The 17,971-nt window shown below is 50.8% G+C and carries 12 protein-coding genes and 3 pseudogenes; 4 read left to right on the top strand and 11 right to left on the bottom strand.

Annotated features, from left to right (window positions below):
* Positions 1 to 115: 115 nt before the first annotated feature.
* The 3 genes and pseudogenes from treY to glgX form a co-directional block, all read right to left on the bottom strand.
* A pseudogene (treY, locus tag ACM1PF_RS31575) lies at positions 116 to 3,009 on the bottom strand (malto-oligosyltrehalose synthase).
* Positions 3,010 to 3,280: 271 nt separating this feature from the next.
* A complete protein-coding gene (gene treZ / locus ACM1PF_RS31570) occupies positions 3,281 to 5,128 on the bottom strand; it encodes a malto-oligosyltrehalose trehalohydrolase (RefSeq protein WP_416670395.1) in 1,848 nt (615 codons plus the stop codon).
* 391 nt (positions 5,129 to 5,519) lie between these two features.
* A pseudogene (gene glgX, locus ACM1PF_RS31565) lies at positions 5,520 to 7,645 on the bottom strand (glycogen debranching protein GlgX).
* Between the two features lie 162 nt (positions 7,646 to 7,807).
* Between glgX and ACM1PF_RS31560 the strand changes: the two are divergent.
* Both ACM1PF_RS31560 and ACM1PF_RS31555 read left to right on the top strand, forming a co-directional pair.
* Complete coding sequence (locus ACM1PF_RS31560; RefSeq protein WP_416670394.1) at positions 7,808 to 8,554, top strand: Uma2 family endonuclease; 747 nt, start codon at positions 7,808 to 7,810, stop codon at positions 8,552 to 8,554.
* A gap of 14 nt (positions 8,555 to 8,568) precedes the next feature.
* Positions 8,569 to 9,351 carry an ABC transporter permease gene (locus ACM1PF_RS31555; RefSeq protein ID WP_416676893.1) on the top strand — a complete coding sequence of 261 codons (783 nt, stop codon included), beginning with the start codon at positions 8,569 to 8,571 and terminating at the stop codon, positions 9,349 to 9,351.
* Between the two features lie 37 nt (positions 9,352 to 9,388).
* On the opposite strand, the gene ACM1PF_RS31550 is transcribed toward ACM1PF_RS31555, so the two are convergent.
* Complete coding sequence (locus ACM1PF_RS31550) at positions 9,389 to 9,934, bottom strand: phycobiliprotein lyase (RefSeq protein ID WP_416670393.1); 546 nt, start codon at positions 9,932 to 9,934, stop codon at positions 9,389 to 9,391.
* 506 nt (positions 9,935 to 10,440) lie between these two features.
* Between ACM1PF_RS31550 and ACM1PF_RS31545 the strand changes: the two genes are divergently transcribed.
* Positions 10,441 to 10,749, top strand: a complete 309-nt coding sequence (locus tag ACM1PF_RS31545; RefSeq protein ID WP_416670392.1) for a hypothetical protein — start codon at positions 10,441 to 10,443, stop codon at positions 10,747 to 10,749.
* A 23-nt stretch (positions 10,750 to 10,772) separates the two neighbouring features.
* On the top strand, positions 10,773 to 11,036 hold the full coding sequence (locus tag ACM1PF_RS31540; protein WP_416670391.1) for a DUF3146 family protein: 264 nt from the start codon (positions 10,773 to 10,775) through the stop codon (positions 11,034 to 11,036).
* Between the two features lie 188 nt (positions 11,037 to 11,224).
* Here the strand turns inward: ACM1PF_RS31540 and ACM1PF_RS31535 are convergent, their stop codons facing one another.
* From ACM1PF_RS31535 to ACM1PF_RS31505, 7 genes and pseudogenes are all read right to left on the bottom strand, one after another.
* Positions 11,225 to 12,550 (bottom strand): DUF2254 domain-containing protein, encoded by a 1,326-nt coding sequence (locus tag ACM1PF_RS31535; protein WP_416670390.1) that lies wholly within the window; start codon positions 12,548 to 12,550, stop codon positions 11,225 to 11,227.
* A gap of 17 nt (positions 12,551 to 12,567) precedes the next feature.
* Positions 12,568 to 14,268, bottom strand: coding sequence for a transglutaminase domain-containing protein (locus ACM1PF_RS31530; RefSeq protein WP_416670389.1), 1,701 nt, complete (start codon positions 14,266 to 14,268; stop codon positions 12,568 to 12,570).
* Positions 14,269 to 14,417: 149 nt separating this feature from the next.
* Complete coding sequence (locus ACM1PF_RS31525; protein WP_416670388.1) at positions 14,418 to 15,080, bottom strand: Na(+)/H(+) antiporter subunit B; 663 nt, start codon at positions 15,078 to 15,080, stop codon at positions 14,418 to 14,420.
* A complete protein-coding gene (locus tag ACM1PF_RS31520; RefSeq protein WP_416670387.1) occupies positions 15,077 to 15,769 on the bottom strand; it encodes a DUF4040 domain-containing protein in 693 nt (230 codons plus the stop codon). Before ACM1PF_RS31520 ends, ACM1PF_RS31525 begins: the two co-directional genes overlap by 4 nt.
* A 111-nt stretch (positions 15,770 to 15,880) precedes the next feature.
* Positions 15,881 to 16,144: pseudogene (locus ACM1PF_RS31515) on the bottom strand (monovalent cation/H(+) antiporter subunit G); the annotation flags it as partial.
* A complete protein-coding gene (locus ACM1PF_RS31510; RefSeq protein WP_416670386.1) occupies positions 16,141 to 16,407 on the bottom strand; it encodes a hypothetical protein in 267 nt (88 codons plus the stop codon). The pseudogene ACM1PF_RS31515 and the gene ACM1PF_RS31510, both read right to left, overlap by 4 nt.
* A 109-nt stretch (positions 16,408 to 16,516) precedes the next feature.
* The gene (locus tag ACM1PF_RS31505) at positions 16,517 to 17,953 is read right to left on the bottom strand and encodes a cation:proton antiporter (protein WP_416670385.1); all 1,437 of its coding nucleotides are present in this window, start codon (positions 17,951 to 17,953) and stop codon (positions 16,517 to 16,519) included.
* Positions 17,954 to 17,971 lie beyond the last annotated feature (18 nt).

Below are 17,971 nucleotides of genomic sequence, written 5' to 3'. Positions count from 1 at the left end.
CCCCCCACCCCATTGACTTTCCACTGGTTTTATTGTGGAGGGGAGAACATTAGCTTAACATCCCGTATTCTACTAATTTAGGGGGTTGATCAAACTCATGATCTATGGGTGACTTTTACGCACTTCTGCGGTTGTTCAATTCTGCAACTTCCTCACTCTCCTCCTCACTCTCCTCCTCACTCATATCAAACGTGTCCTCCACCTTACCCACCAGCAACGCTACAGGAAAATGCGCCAAAATTTCCTTGAGCCATAGGGTTTCTTCACCCTGGATCTCTTGTCCTGTAATCACATCCTGTAACACCATTGAGGAGCCAGGAGACTGGATAATGCGAGTTTCGTGCCACACCTGTTCCCCCAGCGGATATTCTCCCTCCTTCACCAGAGAAGTCAGCAACCGGGGTACAACAACGATCGCCCGCATGTCTCCCAGTTCCCGTGAGAAGGCAACGACATGACTTTTTAAGCTGCCCTGAACGGTTAACTTCTCGTAGCTGCCCCGCTGGAACAACTCAAGGTATTCCCGCCGAGTCTGGAGGGCACGATAGATTAAGAACAGCTTGAGTCGAGCATCCTCTGGGGTTTTCAGTAGTTCCTCGATATAGCTTAGAAGACCAGATTTAGACTTGGATTTGGTTTTGGTTTTTGCCTTAATTTCCTTCAGATAGCTCAACCGTTGGTCAAAGTCCACTGGACGACGGTTATCGGGATCAACCAGACTGAGATCCCAGAGTTCAGTACCCTGATAGAAATCAGGCATACCAGGAGCCGTGACTTTGAGCAAGGTTTGGGATAGGGAATTACAGATCCCGTAGTGCTGTACCTTGCGCTGGAAGGGGCGGAACGAATCCAGGAAGGCATTTTTCTTGGAGGGTTCCAGGGCGCGATCGACAAATTTCAGGAACGCATCTTCATATTCGGAATGGGGACGAATCCAGGCGGTATGCACCTTGGCCTCCCGGATCGCTTTAATGACGTACTCCTTCACCCGATTCACTAAATTGGGATAATCCTGATCATCAAATGGGAACGCACCAATTAAAGTTTGATAGAAGAAATACTCATCATTGCGGCTAGGGGCAACCAGATCCTCCACGATGGTTCGATAGGGAGCGTTGATCTCCTGCCATTGTTTAACGTGCTTTTCCCACTCTTCCGGAATTTCTGATAAGACGTTGATTCTAGCCCGCACGTCTTCCCCTCGCTTCGTATCGTGGGTGGAGGTGGCGTTCATGGCGTGGGGCCAGTAGGACAAACGGGTTTGGTTGAATTGGTGGAAATCCTCGACGGATATTCCAAACAGGGCAGGAGTTGCTCCGACTTCGTTCAGCGAAATCAGCCGATTGTAAACATAGAAAACCGTGTCTTCTACCCCTTTTGCCATCAGCGGCCCTGTGAACTGCTGTAACCGCATAATGAAATGCAGCCAGACTTGCTTATCTTCCTGACTCAAACCGTCATCAAAGTTCAACATTAAGAACCGTTCAATGAAGCTGAGTTCATTCGTGAAGTCGGGCAGATTTTCCTGGCCCGGCTCATCACCCACTGCATACACTCTTTATCTGCATTACTGGAGCCATCCCGATTAATGTAGGTGCGGTAGACTGGGAAGAGCGTCAGAATTTCCACCAGGGCTCGCTTCAAGCCATACATGGTGAAGTCGCTGGCGTAACGGTGGCGATCGGCAATTTGTTTTAACAGGTGTGCCAGATTATCAATATCTCCAGCCAGGTGCTTGCCAATAATCAGTCGCTTATTCTGGTCAATTAACGTATCCAGATCCATGTAGCGACCCGTAAAGCGGTGATAAATTTCATCGAACTCCGCTTCACTCGCCTGCTGGCAGAACAGGCAATTCACCTTGCTCATAAAGTCATATCCGGTCGTGCCCTGAATTTGCCAGTTGAGCGGTAATTCTTCATCCGCCTCCAGGATCTTTTCTACCAGCAAATAAACTTCAGGGGCACTTTCCCGCAGTCGATTAATATATTCCGCCGGATCATACAATCCGTCGATATGATCGACTCGTAATCCAGTAAACTTGCCCTCCTGCACCAATTGCAAAATGAAGGCATGGGTGGTGTCAAATACAGTTTGATCTTCAACTCGGAGGGAGATCAAATCATTCACCGTAAAAAACCGACGGTAGTTCAGTTCTTCATTCCCGACTTTCCAGTAAGCCAGGCGGAAAAACTGTTCATTTAATAAGTTATCCAGTTGATTAAAGCTTTCCGGCTTGCCCACTTCGCCGTTGAATGTTTGAATATTTTCTTCAATGAACTCTTTAATTTCCGGGCAATCATTCCAGAGTTCCCATAGCATTCGCTTGATGAAAGAAATCTGATCGTAGCGTTCTCGTCCTTCGGAACCAGAGGGAATGTATTTCAGCATATACAACATCCCCAACAGCTTAATAAAGAAAGGATGATTCCGTCCTAACTTCTCCCGGAGTCGCGCCAGATCGTACATCAAGATGTGGCTGTAGGACTCAATCCGCAGGGGAAAGCTCTGATCGTAGTAATTGATTGCAATCCCTTCCTGCGTGTAGCCGAGCTGCAATTCTCCACTTTCCAGACAGTCCCCGCAGAACTTGCCCAAAAAAGGAGCTAATACTCTCCCCCGGATGCCGTTATAGGGATGATTCCAGTTAATATCAAAAAATTCGCAGTACTGGGAATCGGCTCCGTTTTCCAGCACATCCACCAGGATATGGTTTTGGCTGCTGAATGCCATGTGGTTCGGCACAATATCCTGTACCCAGCCCATCTCATGTTTCTGAAGGGCGGCCACGACCTCTTCAAATCCCTCCTGTCCGCCCAGTTCTGGGTTAATTTGCTGCGGATTCACCACATCGTAACCGTGACTACTGCCCTTGCGAGCGGTAAAAATCGGGGATGCATATAGATCAGAAACCCCCAGTTCAGCCAGATAAGGGACGATCGCCTTGACCGCCTTGAAGTCAAAGCCTGCATGGAATTGAATGCGATAGGTTGCGATAGGGATTTGCATCATGGTAGGGGACAGGGGGTTTGGATTTTAGGTTTTGAATTTTGGATTTTAGAGTTTGGATCTTAGATTCTGGATCTTAGATTTTGGGCTTAGAAAAGACGAGACCAGACCAATCACAGATCGCACAACCCCAGGAGCCGTAGACCAGGGCTGAACGGGGATGACAAATAACGCAAGCCAGATCACCGGGAATCACACAACGTACCGACAGAAACACGACTAAAACACACGATCAGGATGCACAAGGTAGAAGCTTCCTGGGGTAGAGCGTTTATTCGCTGATATACACCGCCGCACTCTGAGGCGAGAAAGAGAAGGATTGCTGAGGTACGGATGAGGTGCGATCGGTGGGAAGCACATCGGGTAGAGTAGACCCTGAACCGCCCCAGCGAGTATCAGCGGAATCCAGTGACTTTTTCCAGGTTCCGGGGGGCAATGTCATCGTAAGCTGAACGGGATTTTGGCTGAAGTTCATCAGACACAAAACCTGACTGTTGCCCTGCCATCGCCGCAATCGCAATACTTTCTCCTCGTCCAGACCAGAGACTTCATAGGAGGTGCGATCGGCTCCGGCACGGGTGAGTGCCGGAACGGATTGGCGCAGTTTCAGGAGAGCCTGATAGAACTGCCAGAGGGTTTGATGTTGCCCTTCGTGCCGCTTGTCCCATTGCAGCTTAGACTGCTGGAACGTAGCTTCAGACTGGGGATCAGGTGCTTCCCCTTCCGCGTGAAAGGCAGCGAACTCCTCTTTTCTGCCCTTGCGAACTGATTCTACCAGACCGGGATCACTATGGCTGACAAAGTAGAGGAAGGGGTTGGGTTCGCCATATTCTTCGCCCATAAACAGCATCGGGACGTAGGGTGAAAGCAGCACCGTCACGGCGGCTAGCTTCTGCGCCTCAAAGGAAATCAGCGTGGAGAACCGATCGCCCAACATCCGGTTGCCCACCTGATCGTGGTTTTGGGAACAAACGACAAACTGTTTCGGCGGACAATCGCTTGGATCGGCTCCGTGGTAGCGTTTGCGGAATTTGGAATAATCCCAGACGTAGACATAGCCCTTTTCATAAATCCGGGCGAACTGATGGAACTTGCCGTAGTCTTCGTAGTAGCCGTGGGCTTCCCCGGTGAGGAGTGTGTGCAGAATGTGGTGAAAGTCATCACTCCACTGGGCATCCATACCGTAGCCGCCTTTTTCGGGCGATCGAATGATGCGGGGATCGTTCAGATCACTTTCAGCAATCAGATAAAACTTGCGCCCAATTTGCTGGGAGAGTTGAGCCGTTGCTTCAGAAATTTCGTGCAGGATGTGCCTGGCTCCAAAATCGTAGATGGCGTGAACCGCATCTAACCGCAGAGCATCGATGTGGAAATCGCGGAACCAGTAGAGGGTGTTCTGGACGAAATATTCCCGCACTCCGTCACTGTGGGCATCATCATAGTTGATCGCACTGCCCCAGGGGGTTTTGTACTTGTCGGTGAAGTAGGTTCCCAGACACCAGAGGTAATTGCCTTCGGGGCCCAGGTGGTTGTACACCACATCCAGCACCACTGATAGCCCTTCTCTGTGGCAGGCATCGACGAGCTGCTTTAACCCCTCAACTCCCCCGTAGGAATTTTGCACCGCAAAGGGAAACACGCCATCATAGCCCCAGTTGCGATCGCCCGGAAACTGGGCCACGGGCATGATCTCGATCGTATTTATCCCCAACTCCTTCAGGTCAGGCAGGCGATCGATCATGGCTTCAAAGGTGCCTTTTGGCGTGAAGGTGCCCACATGAAGCTCGTAGATCACCATTTCTTCTAGAGGAACCCCCTGCCACGATTCGTCTGTCCACTGGAAGGTGGACTGATCCACCACTTCGGAGGCCTTATGAACTCCATCGGGCTGGGAATAGGACGCGGGATCAGGGCGATCGTCTGTTCCGTTGTGTTGAAAAAAGTAGCGTGTTCCCGGTGTGGCTGCTGTGGTGACGTGCCAATAGCCGCGATCGTCTTGCTCCATTGGAATCAGTTTTTCTTCGGGAGCAACGATGTGGAGGGCGGCTTGTTCCAGGAGGGGAGCCCAGAGGGTGAAGCTAGCTTGACCGTTACCGAGATACCAAGAACCTAACTGCATGATTTTTAAGAACAGGGGTGAGTGTATAAGGTTTAGCGTTTAAGAATCAGGGCTGATCTGTAAACAAAAGTTTCGATCCCCCTAAATCCCCCTTCAAAAGGGGGACTTAAGCCTGGGAGCTGAGTTCCCCCCTTATGAAGGGGGGCTAGGGGGGATCAAGCCATATCATTCTTTCAGCACTCAAAATTTAGTTTATAAATCAGCTTTCGGATAAGGGCTGCAATTGCTTGTGGGATGGGCATCTTGCCCGTCCTTCCGGTTGAATGAGCATCCTGCACGTCCTTCCGATGAACACAGCCCGCCCATTGGGTCTGCCCGTCGGGTTGATTTACAATCCTTAGCATCTTTTACACTGTCCTCCTCCCTTTCTACACCTCTCCTGAGAGAGACTCTAGCCCACCCGTTTCAGGACTGTAACCGATCGCTCTGCCACCTCGATCGGCTTATCGCTGGTGAACCACATCCCGTTTTCCACAAATCGCGGTTGGGTCGTGTCGATGATCACCTGCCACTGCCAGTGCTGAAGTCCGGTTGGGATGGTGAATTCAATCATTTCGTAGTGGGCGTTGAAGAACAGCACAAAGCTTTCATCCATAATTCGCTCTCCCCGCTCTCCCGGTTCTGATATTTCCTGCCCGTTGAGGAAAATAGCGATCGCCTTGGCAAAGCCATCATTCCACTGTTCCTCAGTCATTTGCCCGCCATCGGGGTTAAACCAGCCAATGTCGTTCACCGTGGTGCCGTGGATCGCTCTGCCCTGAAACCATTTGCGACGACGGAAGACCGGATGGCGGCGGCGAAAAGAAATGAGTTGGCGGGCAAAGTCCAGCAGCGATTCGTTTTCTTCCTTCAGATCCCAATCCAGCCAGGAAATCTCGTTGTCCTGACAGTAGGCATTGTTATTGCCCTGCTGCGATCGCCCCATTTCATCTCCGCTCAAGAGCATGGGGCCCCCTGGGACAGCATCAGTGTCACCAAAAAGTTGCGCTGCTGTCGTCGCCGTAGGGTCAGCACCTCAGGATCGTCCGTATCGCCCTCAACCCCACAATTCCACGATCGGTTGTGGTTTTCACCATCCCGGTTGCCTTCACCATTGTCATCGTTGTGTTTGTCGTTGTAGCTGACCAGATCCCGCAGGGTAAACCCATCGTGGGCGGTGATGAAGTTAATACTGGCACTGGGGTTGCGGCCGTTGCTCTGGTACAGGTCAGAACTGCCCGTAAACCGATAGGCAAATTCTGCTAAACGACTATCTTCTCCGCGCCAGAAGTCCCGCACCGTATCCCGATATTTTCCGTTCCATTCCGACCACAGTAGGGGGAACTCACCCACCTGATAGCCGCCTTCGCCCACATCCCAGGGTTCAGCAATCAGCTTCACATCGGCCAGAACAGGATCCTGGTGAATAATATCGAAGAAAGCCGAGAGGCGATCGACTGCGTACAGCTCTCGCGCCAGGGCAGAAGCCAGGTCAAACCGGAAGCCATCGACGTGCATTTCCAGCACCCAGTAGCGCAGGCTGTCCATGATTAGTTTCAAAACTTGCGGATGGCGCACATTGAGCGAATTACCGCAGCCGGTGAAATCCATGTAGTAGCGGGGTTCTCCTTCCACCAGACGATAGTAGGAAGCATTATCAATTCCGCGCAGGGAGAGCGTTGGCCCCATGTGGTTACCCTCCCCCGTATGGTTGTACACCACATCCAGAATCACCTCAATCCCAGCTTGATGCAGAGCCTTCACCATTTGTTTGAATTCAATCACCTGCTGTCCCTGGTTGCCGCTGGCACTATAGCCCGAATAGGGAGCAAAATAATTGAGGGAATCGTAGCCCCAATAGTTTTTCAGCCCTTTACTGACCAGATGTCCTGGATTGGCAAAGAAGTGGTGAACGGGCATCAGTTCGACTGCGGTAATGCCGAGGGACTGGAGGTGAAAAATTGAAGCGGGATGCCCCAATCCGGCATAGGTTCCCCGCAGCTCTGGCGGAATATCGGGATGGAGCCGGGTAAAGCCTTTGACGTGGGTTTCGTAGATGATGGTTTCGTGGCGTGGCGTTTGGAGTAGCTCATCATCTTCCCAGTCAAAGGAGTCGTCAATCACAACGGCTTTGGGAATGTACTGGGCATCGTCTTCGTCAGAAAAAGACAGATCTTTTGCTGGATCGTCCCAGGAGTAGCCAAAAATCTTTTCGCTAAAGTCAACATGGCCTTCGATCGCCTTGGCATAGGGATCGATGACTAATTTATTCGGGTTGAACCGATGCCCGTTGTGGGGTTCGTAGGGCCCATGCACCCGAAAGCCGTATCGCTGACCTGGCCCAACCGATGGCACATAACCATGCCAGACAAAGTTGCTAACCTCCGTCAGGGGTAATCGCGTTTCGCGTCCGTAATTGTCAAACAAGCACAGCTCCACACCGGTGGCGTGCTCAGAAAATAAAGCAAAGTTCGTACCCTTCCCGTCCCAGGTCGCTCCCAGGGGGTAGGGTTTACCTGACCAGAGAGATAGGTACATATACTCAGCCTTTTTTGTATGGTTTTGTAACAGCGATCGAGTTTCCCTCATCCTAACTAGGATTAAGCAAATTGTCGCTTGTAGTTCATTTGTTCGGCTACTGCCAATCAATATTACAATAAGGCTACACCGGATTGGGATTTAGGCAAGGGAGGCAGGAGTATGACGATCGCCCCAGACACCACCTGTCAGGTGAAGTGGGAGGTGAAATGGGAAAAGCTGCCCGATGATTTTGTGCTGGATGATGACCCTGTGGATAACATTAATCAGCCTGCCCTGGCGGCTGCATTGACCGAAAGCTTAGAACTGGCCAATCGCTTACCTGCCCATGCCCTGACCCTGACCAACTATGGCATCTGCGCCACGCTGAACCAGCAAGTGGTCGTCAAAGCACCTGACTGGGGCTATGTTGCGGAGATTCGCGTTTCCAGGGAAGAAGTCAACCGCAGCTATACGCCCAACCTGCAAGGGGAGGTGCCCTGCATTGTCATGGAGTTTATTTCCGACGAGGAAGGCAAAGAATATTCCAACAAGCCGACCTATCCACCGGGTAAGTGGTTTTTCTATGAACAAATTTTGCAGGTTCCCAACTATGTCATTTTTGAACCGAACACCGGAATTCTGGAGGTTTACCGCTTAGATGCCTCTGGACGTTATCTGCTTCAAGAGTCGAATCCAGACGATCGCCACTGGATTCCTGAAATGAATTTGTTTTTGGGCATATGGCAGGGTAGCCGCGAAAATCGCACGGGGGACTGGCTGCGATGGTGGAATGCGGAGGGAGAACTGCTGCTGTGGGGATCGGAACTAGTGGCAAAGGAACGCCATCGGGCAGAATCAGAACGCCAGCGGGCAGAACGGCTAGCAGCGCAACTGAGGGCAGCGGGGATTGAACCGGAGGAAGGGTAGGGGTAATGGAGCGGATAAGTCGCTATCGGCGGGTCTTACGATTGTTTTGGTCAACGGCGATCGAGGCTGAACTGGAGTACCGGATTAACTTCATCATTGCGACGCTTACCAGTTTGGGGAGTTTGTCGGGTAGCCTGTTTGCCCTGTTTTTGTTCTATCAGGGAGGCTATACGTTTCAGGGTTGGAGCTGGCAGGAAGCGTTGGTCGTATTGGGAGTGTTCACGCTGCTGCAAGGATTTTCTGCAACGTTTCTGGCTCCTAACCTGAATCAAATCGTCCGACAGGTGCAGTTGGGAACTCTAGACTTCGTTCTGCTGAAGCCGATTAGCTCCCAGTTCTGGCTTTCCACCCGCACCGTTTCCCCCTGGGGGTTGCCTGATCTGATTTTTGGTATGGCGATCATCGGTTATGCCGGATCTCAACTCGGAATCGCTCCCAATGCCTATTTTCTGGCTCTGGTGCCGCTTTTGTTTGGGCTTCTGAGCCTCTATAGCCTCTGGTTTATGTTGGGAGCCACAAGCATTTGGTTTGTCAAAATCTACAACGTTACTGAGGTGCTACGGGGTCTGCTGGAAGCGGGACGTTTCCCAATGGCGGCTTACCCGATCGCCTATCGATTTTTCTTCACATTTATTGTGCCTGTCGCATTTTTAACGACCATTCCGGCTGAGGTTCTACTAGCCCGAGCGGAGCTTGCCTGGATTGCAGGAGCGGGCTTATTGGCGATCGGATTACTGCTGGTTGCCCATTATTTCTGGCGGTTTGCCCTGCGATTTTATACCAGTGCGTCCAGCTAGGGGCGGTTCGCGAACCGCCCTTACCCACAGGGATTGATTAACCTAGCCGTTTTTCCAGGTATTGCCCAATCATCTGCTGTTCTCCTGCCCGCGAGATGATGGTTTGGCGGGTTCGGTACTGTTGCCCGATTAGCTTCAATTCTTCTTCAAACACAGAGCCTTTATACTCGGTTCGCAGGCACAGCGTTTCAGGATTGGTGAAGACAAACTGAGCCGTGATGGGCTGGGTTGTGGCAAAACCTCGATCGCGGTAAAGAATATCGCCTTTTGCGCCAAACAGGGTTGAACCTTGAGACTGCTTCCGTCCCGATACTGAATCCTGACTGTTCCAGGTGACTTCTGCCCCACAGGTCATGATCGTTTCGTCTGAGAGCTGATGGAGTCGCGCCAGTTCCCGCAGTTCTTCACAGCCTTGCTCCAGGAAGCGAATTGAGAGCTGGCTAATCATCTCCTTCGTTTCACCATCGGGCAGGGTGTAGTATCGACGCTCCGATCGCCACTGCCCCTCCGATCGTTGAAAAAATTCGGCGATGAGTGAGTCAGATTCACGGGTAGTCTGGGAAAACGAAACGGATGATGTCACCGAACAATCCTCACTTAGACGAAGGGACAAGCAGACTTTGTGCAATATAAACTAAAATCCGCTGTATGTGTAACCATTCTTAACACAAATATCCCTGCTTCACCACAGTTAACTGTAAAATGAAACACTTTTTGCCTTAAATCTTTCAGAAGGTAGAGCGATCGATCAAACAAATCGATCGTTTTTGTGTAACCGATACTACTTTAAGGAACGCGGATTAAATAAAATCGAAAATTTAATCTCTAGAAGGGGTACACAGCAGTGCGCCCGTACAGAAAAAATCGGAGTTATTTAATTTGCCTCCCTAAAAGGCTCTGATTTGAGATGCCCTGAGAGCCTGCGGAAAATTTGGGCAACCTGAGAAATATACCGATCGCATTTGTGCAGTTGCATGGTTCAGGCAGGGACTTCAAGATCAGGAAGAGTTCTGAAGCCTGCCGTATCTGCCCAATGCTAGAGTGATGCTTCGATACAAAAGTTCTTATACTGATCCAAGGGGATGTGTGATGTCAAATTCTTCTGGGTGGCAGGCGTATACTCGAAGTCTGCCTGAGCCAACTCCGATTTTTGTCCAGAAACTAGTGGATTGCTGCCATGTAACGTTGCCTGGAACCGAGAAGCCAACGAGTGCTATTCATTATGAGGGGCAGTTTTATACCTACGTCAAATTTTTCCCCAGTCTAGAAGCAGCTCGTCAAAAGGCTGAATTAATGACCCACCGGGGAAATACTGTGATCCTCACCAGAGTCACCAAAGGTTTGGTATTGTGGGTGCTTGAGCCAGATGCTCGTCCTGTTCCCAAAGTTCTCAACTGAAGCCTGATTAAGGAAACGCAATTGTGAGTCCCAAGCGTCTGCCTGAAACAACTGCCCATGTCCGAATTACCCATCAATCCTGGCAAAGTGGTCGGATTGAAGGAGAAGTCAGAGCTAACGAATATGAGTGGCAATTTGAGTGGTTATTTCGCCAGGGCAGGTTGGTGGTGGAACCCTCCCTCGGTCGTGCTTTGATCAAGGAGCCGTTGTCTCGGTTTCTGGAGCGATGTGACTATCAGCTTGAGCCGGGGGGAGATTACAGTTTTACGATTCGGGCAGAATTGTAGGGGCGAATCGGGATTCGCCCAAAGGGCATTGGAGTAGGAGCGAATCGTCGCCTGACAGGGAATGGGAGTAGATGAATCAGGAACGTTAGGGGGATGCGGCAAAATAACATACCCGTTAGGGGCGCACTGCTGTGCGCCCTTACAGCCGATTTTTTCAAAAATTGGGATGTCATTTAATTGCAGATCCCTCAGGGTTCTTCTAACTCTTCTAGGATGGCGTTGTACTGTTCCGCTACGAGTTTTCGATCGTATTCCTCTGACAATCCTTCTTGACTACTCCGCAAAATCATTTCGGCATGACGAGTAAGGGCAGTACGCTGAACGGGATTATGCGCACATTTAGCTACAGCATAGACTCCCTCCAGCAACCGAACCATCACGGCTAGATCAGTCTTACCGTACTGTCGAATCTGGTTAAAGGACTGATCGACAATGGATTCAAATCGAATCGGCACTGTAATCACTCGCAGTTGATCATCCTCATCGTATCGGTAGGCGGAGGGGATCTCTCGTTGGGCGAGATGACATAAACCTGCGGCCAGGCGATCGATACAGCGAATGGCGGTAAACGGATCGTTAATTCCTGGTGAGAGGGCTCGTGTCGCGGTTTCCACCAACTGATCGATCGGAAACTCTACGTCTTGCTGTTCAGTGCGTTCTTTGCCCAAAATCAGGGTTTTGTTGATGCGCCTGGCCAGATCGGAGTTGACTCGCTCGGCAGGATACACCCTGGCAATATCGCTATTTTGGATGATAAATTTCCCTGGACGGTGGCGCAGGTGAATCAACAGATCATGCTGACGGGCCAACTTCATCAGGGAGGCATCATCAATTAACTGTAGGTAGCCTGTGCGTTCGGACTGGATCGATCGGGAATTTTCAGTAAAGTCGATGGGAATTTCGCTTATAGGACGGTAGCGATCGGGGATGCTGTGGCCCAGCGGTTGCGGAAACAGGCGATCGATTGCGTCATGGAGTTCATCACTGACTTCCGCCAGCACATGGGAGGCTTGAATAATCGTTGCAGCATGGTGGATGAAGTAGATTAAGACCCCAATGCTGAACACCGCCAGGATCATGCCTACCGTAACGGAAAGCTGGGGCACAAAGAAGTCAAAGTCTTCGTTGCGGATCGTTCGCAGAACCAGCAAGGAATACACATAGGTCGAGACAAAAGCGCCCAACACAAACTGATTCCCGCGATCCTGCATGAAGTTTCGCAGCAGGCGTGACCCAAAGCTCGATGATGCAAGCTGAAGGGCGACGATCGTAATCGAAAAGGCTGTGGTTGCTACGGTTGCCATCGATCCCGCCACGGTAGAAAGGACTTGCCTCGCTCCGTCTGGGCCGCCGGTATAAATCCAGCGCACGTCGTGCAAAAACTCAATTTCAGCACTATCGACGAGTAGCATCAGCGTTGAGAGAGCCATTGCACCGATCGCCATCAATGTAGGTAAAAACCAGTAGCTCGCCCGCAGAGAGTCCCATATCGTATCAAATTTTGCGTTTTTCATGAACCGGCCATGCGTCGCTACGTCGCCTGAGGTGGTGGCAACTCCTCCAGAATCGTAAACCGAACGTGGTTCAGGGATAAATCGCCAATGGAAATTTCCTCTGGTAGATTGGGGGCAGCGATCCGCTCGAAGGGAATTCCTTTACTAATTTCCGCATGGAACCAGGGTAAGCCCATAAAGAAGCGCGTCGGATAGGGCCCGCCTTCAATCACATCATCCACATTCGACTCCATCGGCAACCAGCCATACCCCGGCACATAGAATTCAATCCAAACATGGTTAAAATCTGGCTCCAGGGGTACATTCCGGCGATCGGGGTCAGACGGACACTTATAGCGGCCAACCGTACGGCAGGCAATCCCATTCAACCGGGCCAAGGCCAGTAAAATTCCCACGTATTCACCGCAGGAACCGACTCCCCGTTCCAGGGCGACATCGGGGGTATCAATATGGGGCTTAATGCCGTAGGACATCCGATCGTAAACATAGTTGCGGATTTTCAGTACCTGGCGCAGGATGTTTGTTTCCGTGCCGATCGCCTCTCTGGCAGCCCACTGAATCGCGGGTTTATCCATTGCCAACTCATCATCGTCCACCAGATACCGCTGCTGGAATTCTTCTGTGAGCACCGGAATATCCTCAGTGTCGCGGAAGTTGAGCTGATACTTGATGCCTCGAACTTCCATCAATGCCTTCCAGCCAAAAATCCGTCCTTCATTCTTCTCCAACCGATCGAACCGAAACACGGCAACTCGCTGGCCGTTCTGGATTTCCTCTTCGTAGGGCATCCCGATCGGCTCAATGTGAAGAATCTTCTGGCGATCGGTGCTGGCAGGCATGGCAATCCGCCATTCTAAGTCGGTCAGCGTCACATCCTCCAGGGGGGAAAGTTCCTCCACGTAGGACATTTCCATTAAATAGCCGTTGGAAAGGGTGTAGCGTTTTTCAGCATCGTAGTGAAAGTGCAGCGGATGGATAAAGGTGCGATCGCGCACAGCCAGCTCGTAGGGATCATCTGCCCGGTTGGGATTATCGCGGATGTACCGTTCTTCCTGAGCGTAGCAGAGGTAGAGGATTGATTCTCCCGTGAACGGATCGGGATGGAAGGTGATGCCCGTCGGATTTTCGTAAGGAGTCAAAATACTAAACTGAAGTTCCCCCGTCGCTCGATCGAGGCAATAGACCGATCGCTCCAGCGTATCGCAGACCCAGAGTTCCTCATCTCGAATCGACAGGTTCTCTTCACCGACCCCTGGCAATGGGAATCTTGTGATTTCTGACCCCGTATCCCGGTTAAAGATCAAAATATACCCATACTTCTGGCAGGTGACATAAACCGCAGACTCCTTGACTGCCACCCCATTCACGGGATAGGGCAGGGAAATAAACTTACGGGGGGTTAGATCTTCAAACGTACACCAGTAAACCTGTTCATCCCTGGCAAACCAGATTTGCTCCTGCCAAATTGACAATCCCGTGGCATCCATAAACTGCTCAAGGTGATGAGGATTGAGCACCGTCGTACTGTCATTAAGGCAATCGACCTGGATTAAATACCCCCGGATCGTATCCAGGGCAATCAGGTTCTCCCCCGTAGAAGCCAGTCCATTCAGGACATATACTCCAAACGGGCGAATGGTGTGTCGTTGCAGATCGGGAACAGTAAAGGGGTTATCTGCATTCACCGGACGGGTAGAAGGGTTCGAATCGAGCAGCATAGGGATAAAAATATCGGGGCCAGGTTCTCATCATAAACAAGCCTATGACTCGCTACTGTATCAGAGAAACTTTACGTCTGATCATGCCGAATTGGAGATGCTTGCTGCGTCCCTCTGGGGGGAGGGATTGAAAATCGAATCCAAACCTGCTACAGCAGTCCTCGATAGCGGATAAACAGCAAAATGGCGGCCCAGGATCCCAGGGCAACTTTGAGGGCCACCAGGATATTCAAGAACGGAATCACCCCGCCACTGAGCAATGCACCGAAGGAGCCGTGCGGTAATTCCAGCCCGACTAAGGTGATCAGTGCCAAGCCAATGAAAATCAGCACTGAAACTTTTTCCACGATCGCCGCTCGCCATTGCCCGTAAACGGACTGCATCCACTCTGAGGAAGACGTAATCGCCACCAGCCCGATCGCTGTTCCCCCGGCCACCCCTGCGGCAAATCCACCGCCCGGACTGAGATGCCCCCGAATTGCCAGCTCAATGCTGACCAGAGCCGCGATCGTTGCCCCTAGCCGCGCGAGCACAATCGAGGGTTGATCGGTGAATTGATATACCCTGGCAAACGGTTTCTCATCCGCCAGTAGAAACTTTGCACCCATGATGGCGATCGTAAACACTACCACCTCAAAGATGGTGTCGTACAGCCGATTTCGGAAAATAATTCCCGTCACTGCATTGGGAACGCCGCTATCCTGGACGATCGAACCCACGATCGAACCATCCACCATCTCTGGGGCAATATTCGGTAAAATCAAAAACTTGATGTAGACAGCAATCCCGGCTAAGACATAAACCCACTTCATGAATGCTCCTCCCCGGTTAGTGTAAGGTCGGTTGAACGCGATATGGATGATGCCAGTTGGACAGAGTCAGGTTGGCTGTAGGCAAGGCTAGTCAGGGGTGAATCCAGTTCAGCATTCAGGAGATCATAAAGCCGCTGAATTCGAGTTGTAGTGTGATAAAGCGGATTTCCGGTTGCAGTTGCTGCTGGCACATCTGAATGATGGAGGTTGGCAAGAGAACGCTCAGTACAGATGGCATGAACGTCTCGATCGCTGAGAGCTTGCAGCAAAGATTGAGGATCATCAAAGGACAACAGTTCCAGCCGCATATAATGTTTTTTCAAAACAGTCCGAAAGTCCTGCATTAGCCGGAGATGCGGTTGACTGGAGGCAAGCTGGCTTGAAGGTAGAGTATTCACCTGAGCGATCGCCTCTTCGTGATGTCCCCATTCCTCCTTCAGCACCCCCAGACGCATCACCAGCGACGATCGCACGGCAACTGCATAGAGGGTAATGGCTAGCATCGTTCCTACCAGGGCTTCTGTCAGGGCCACATCGGCTCCGCCTAGGAGGGCATAAACCAGAGCCGCCACCGCACCCAAAATCCCGCGCAGAATTAGAGCGTGATAGGGATTCACCTGAAAGGTTAAAATCAGGGCACTCAGGGGCAGCAACGCGACGATCGCAATCATGTAAATATCTTCGTTCATCTTCACCTGCTCCTATTGTCTGACACCGAACTCACCCGTACCGTATTCACCATATCCATCCATTCGATGTTCGTCCGTTTGATCGCTAATTCGATCGCCAACTGTGCTCTCTCCACCACTGGAGCAGTAAGCCAGTACATAGCCCAACACCGTATTCCAGATAGCCAGCGAGATCAGGGCTAGAATCAGTAGAGGCCATTCATTCGGAATCTTGAGAAGCAGCCCAATCACAATACTCATTGAACCCAATGTATCTGAAACAGAAAGGCTATGGAGCTTAAACAACACCGATCGCTTACCCACTAAAGGGATAGTTCCCCAGAACCAGAAAAGGAGACCAATTCCCATGCAAATGTAGCTCAGGATGTCAATCATAATGCTCCTCTCGACACGTCATTTAACCGTTTGATCACATGAGCCAACAGCATCAACGCTGCATTTCCCACACTCAAGATAATTACCCCAACCACACCAATCATCCAATCATCCCGCAGAATCGAAATAATCAAAATCATGATCGAAGTTTTGGTAGCAATACTGGCAAAGGCCAGCATCTTCTGCCATACATCATCATCCTGCCAGGCTTCATAGATGGGAATTAACAGGGCTAAAAGCATTGCCATTAATACAATATTCATCTGCTTTTCCTCTGAGTCCAGTGCATTGCATACCAGTTCCATTCGTGAGTGTTTAAACTTACCTCTCTGACGCGAATCACTTTTCGAGCAAAAAATAATTCAATTCTCATCATGCCCACACCATCCAGAACAGGAGAACCAACATTACACTCATCATCCCAATTAGATGTTCCAGTTGTTCAAACATACGGGGCAACTGCAATGATATCCGTCGAATCATCAGGTGATAGATCAGCCAGCCAATCCCAACCAATGCGATGGCTTTTGTTATGTTCGCAACCGTGTAGGCCGGGTAATACACCCCGTTCGCAACCAGCAGCCCGCCGATCAGTAAAGCGATCGCTGCCCAAAATCCAGGCTGGAGCGAGTCTCGCATTTTTTGCTTTTGATGGGGCAAGAAAACAAACTTGGCATACACGATGACTGTGCCTATCGCAGCGATATCCATTAAAACAGTCTGCCAGGGCACTAGATTTTGCATAGTCAAGATTTTCGCGCCAAATCCTGCCAGCAAGGGAAAGCCTGCAATGGAGAGGCCCCCGATCAGCAGAATCATCCAGAGGGTGGTATCGATCCGCTGCTTTTGGAGTTCCTTGAAGTCACGGCTTGGCAGGTGTCCTACCGCTAAAAAGATCGCTGGTTTAGCTAGTCCATGGGCCAGGGCGTAAACCCCTCCCACGGCGGGTGCCGCCATTACCCAGCCCAACTGAGAGATGGTACTAAAAGCCAGCGTCCGCTTTGTATCTTTTTCCAAAATGGCCCAGGTGACTCCCATCAGGGCCGAGGCAACCGCAAAGAATCTAACGATGGGATTAATCTGATCTAGCAGCAAAGCCAGGCGGATCAGGGGAAAAACTCCAGCTTTTTCCACAACGCCAGACAGCAGGGCGGATATCGCTGTTTCTGATTCGGCATTGGTCAACGGAGTCCACAATCCCGAAATAAAAACGCCTCCTTTCGTCAATAACCCCAGAAAAATCAAAGTCGTTGCCTCCGCCGGAGCATTCCGCAATCCAGCAAATGCAAAAGAGTGATTCATCTGGTAGACCATTGCCACACCCACTAAGTAAAACAGCATGGCAACGTTGCTGACAAACAGATAGCGCAAGCCCAGCCAAATCGATCGATCGCTCCGAGGATAGGTAATCAGCAGAAACGCTGCAATTCCAATCACCTCCAGCGCGACATACAGACTAATAAAATCGGCACAGATAAATACTGCATTGATACTTCCATGTAAGACGATCGCCTGCGTGTAGAAAAATGCTGTTTTGTTACTTCCCCAGCAGTAGAGCAAAACGGCGGTAGTCACCAGGGCATTGGTCAGGATGAAGTAGCCACTGAGGACATCAACGGTCAGCGTGACTCCAAAACTATCCAGCAACGACAGCGTCACAGACGATGGCTCAATTAACTGCCACAGCCCATAGGCGAGCGACACTAGAGCGACCCCCATTGCCAGAAACCGATCGAGCGTCGGCAGTAAATAAATGAGAAACCCAACAAAAAATGGCAGGGTGATCCAAACAACAGTCAGGATATCCATAACGTACTGTAGGTACTA

It is taken from the genome of Egbenema bharatensis FJBBOT/2019 (assembly GCF_048077055.1).
Classification (GTDB): Bacteria; Cyanobacteriota; Cyanobacteriia; order Elainellales; family Elainellaceae; genus Egbenema; species Egbenema bharatensis.
This window is presented reverse-complemented; position numbering and strand designations above follow the sequence as displayed.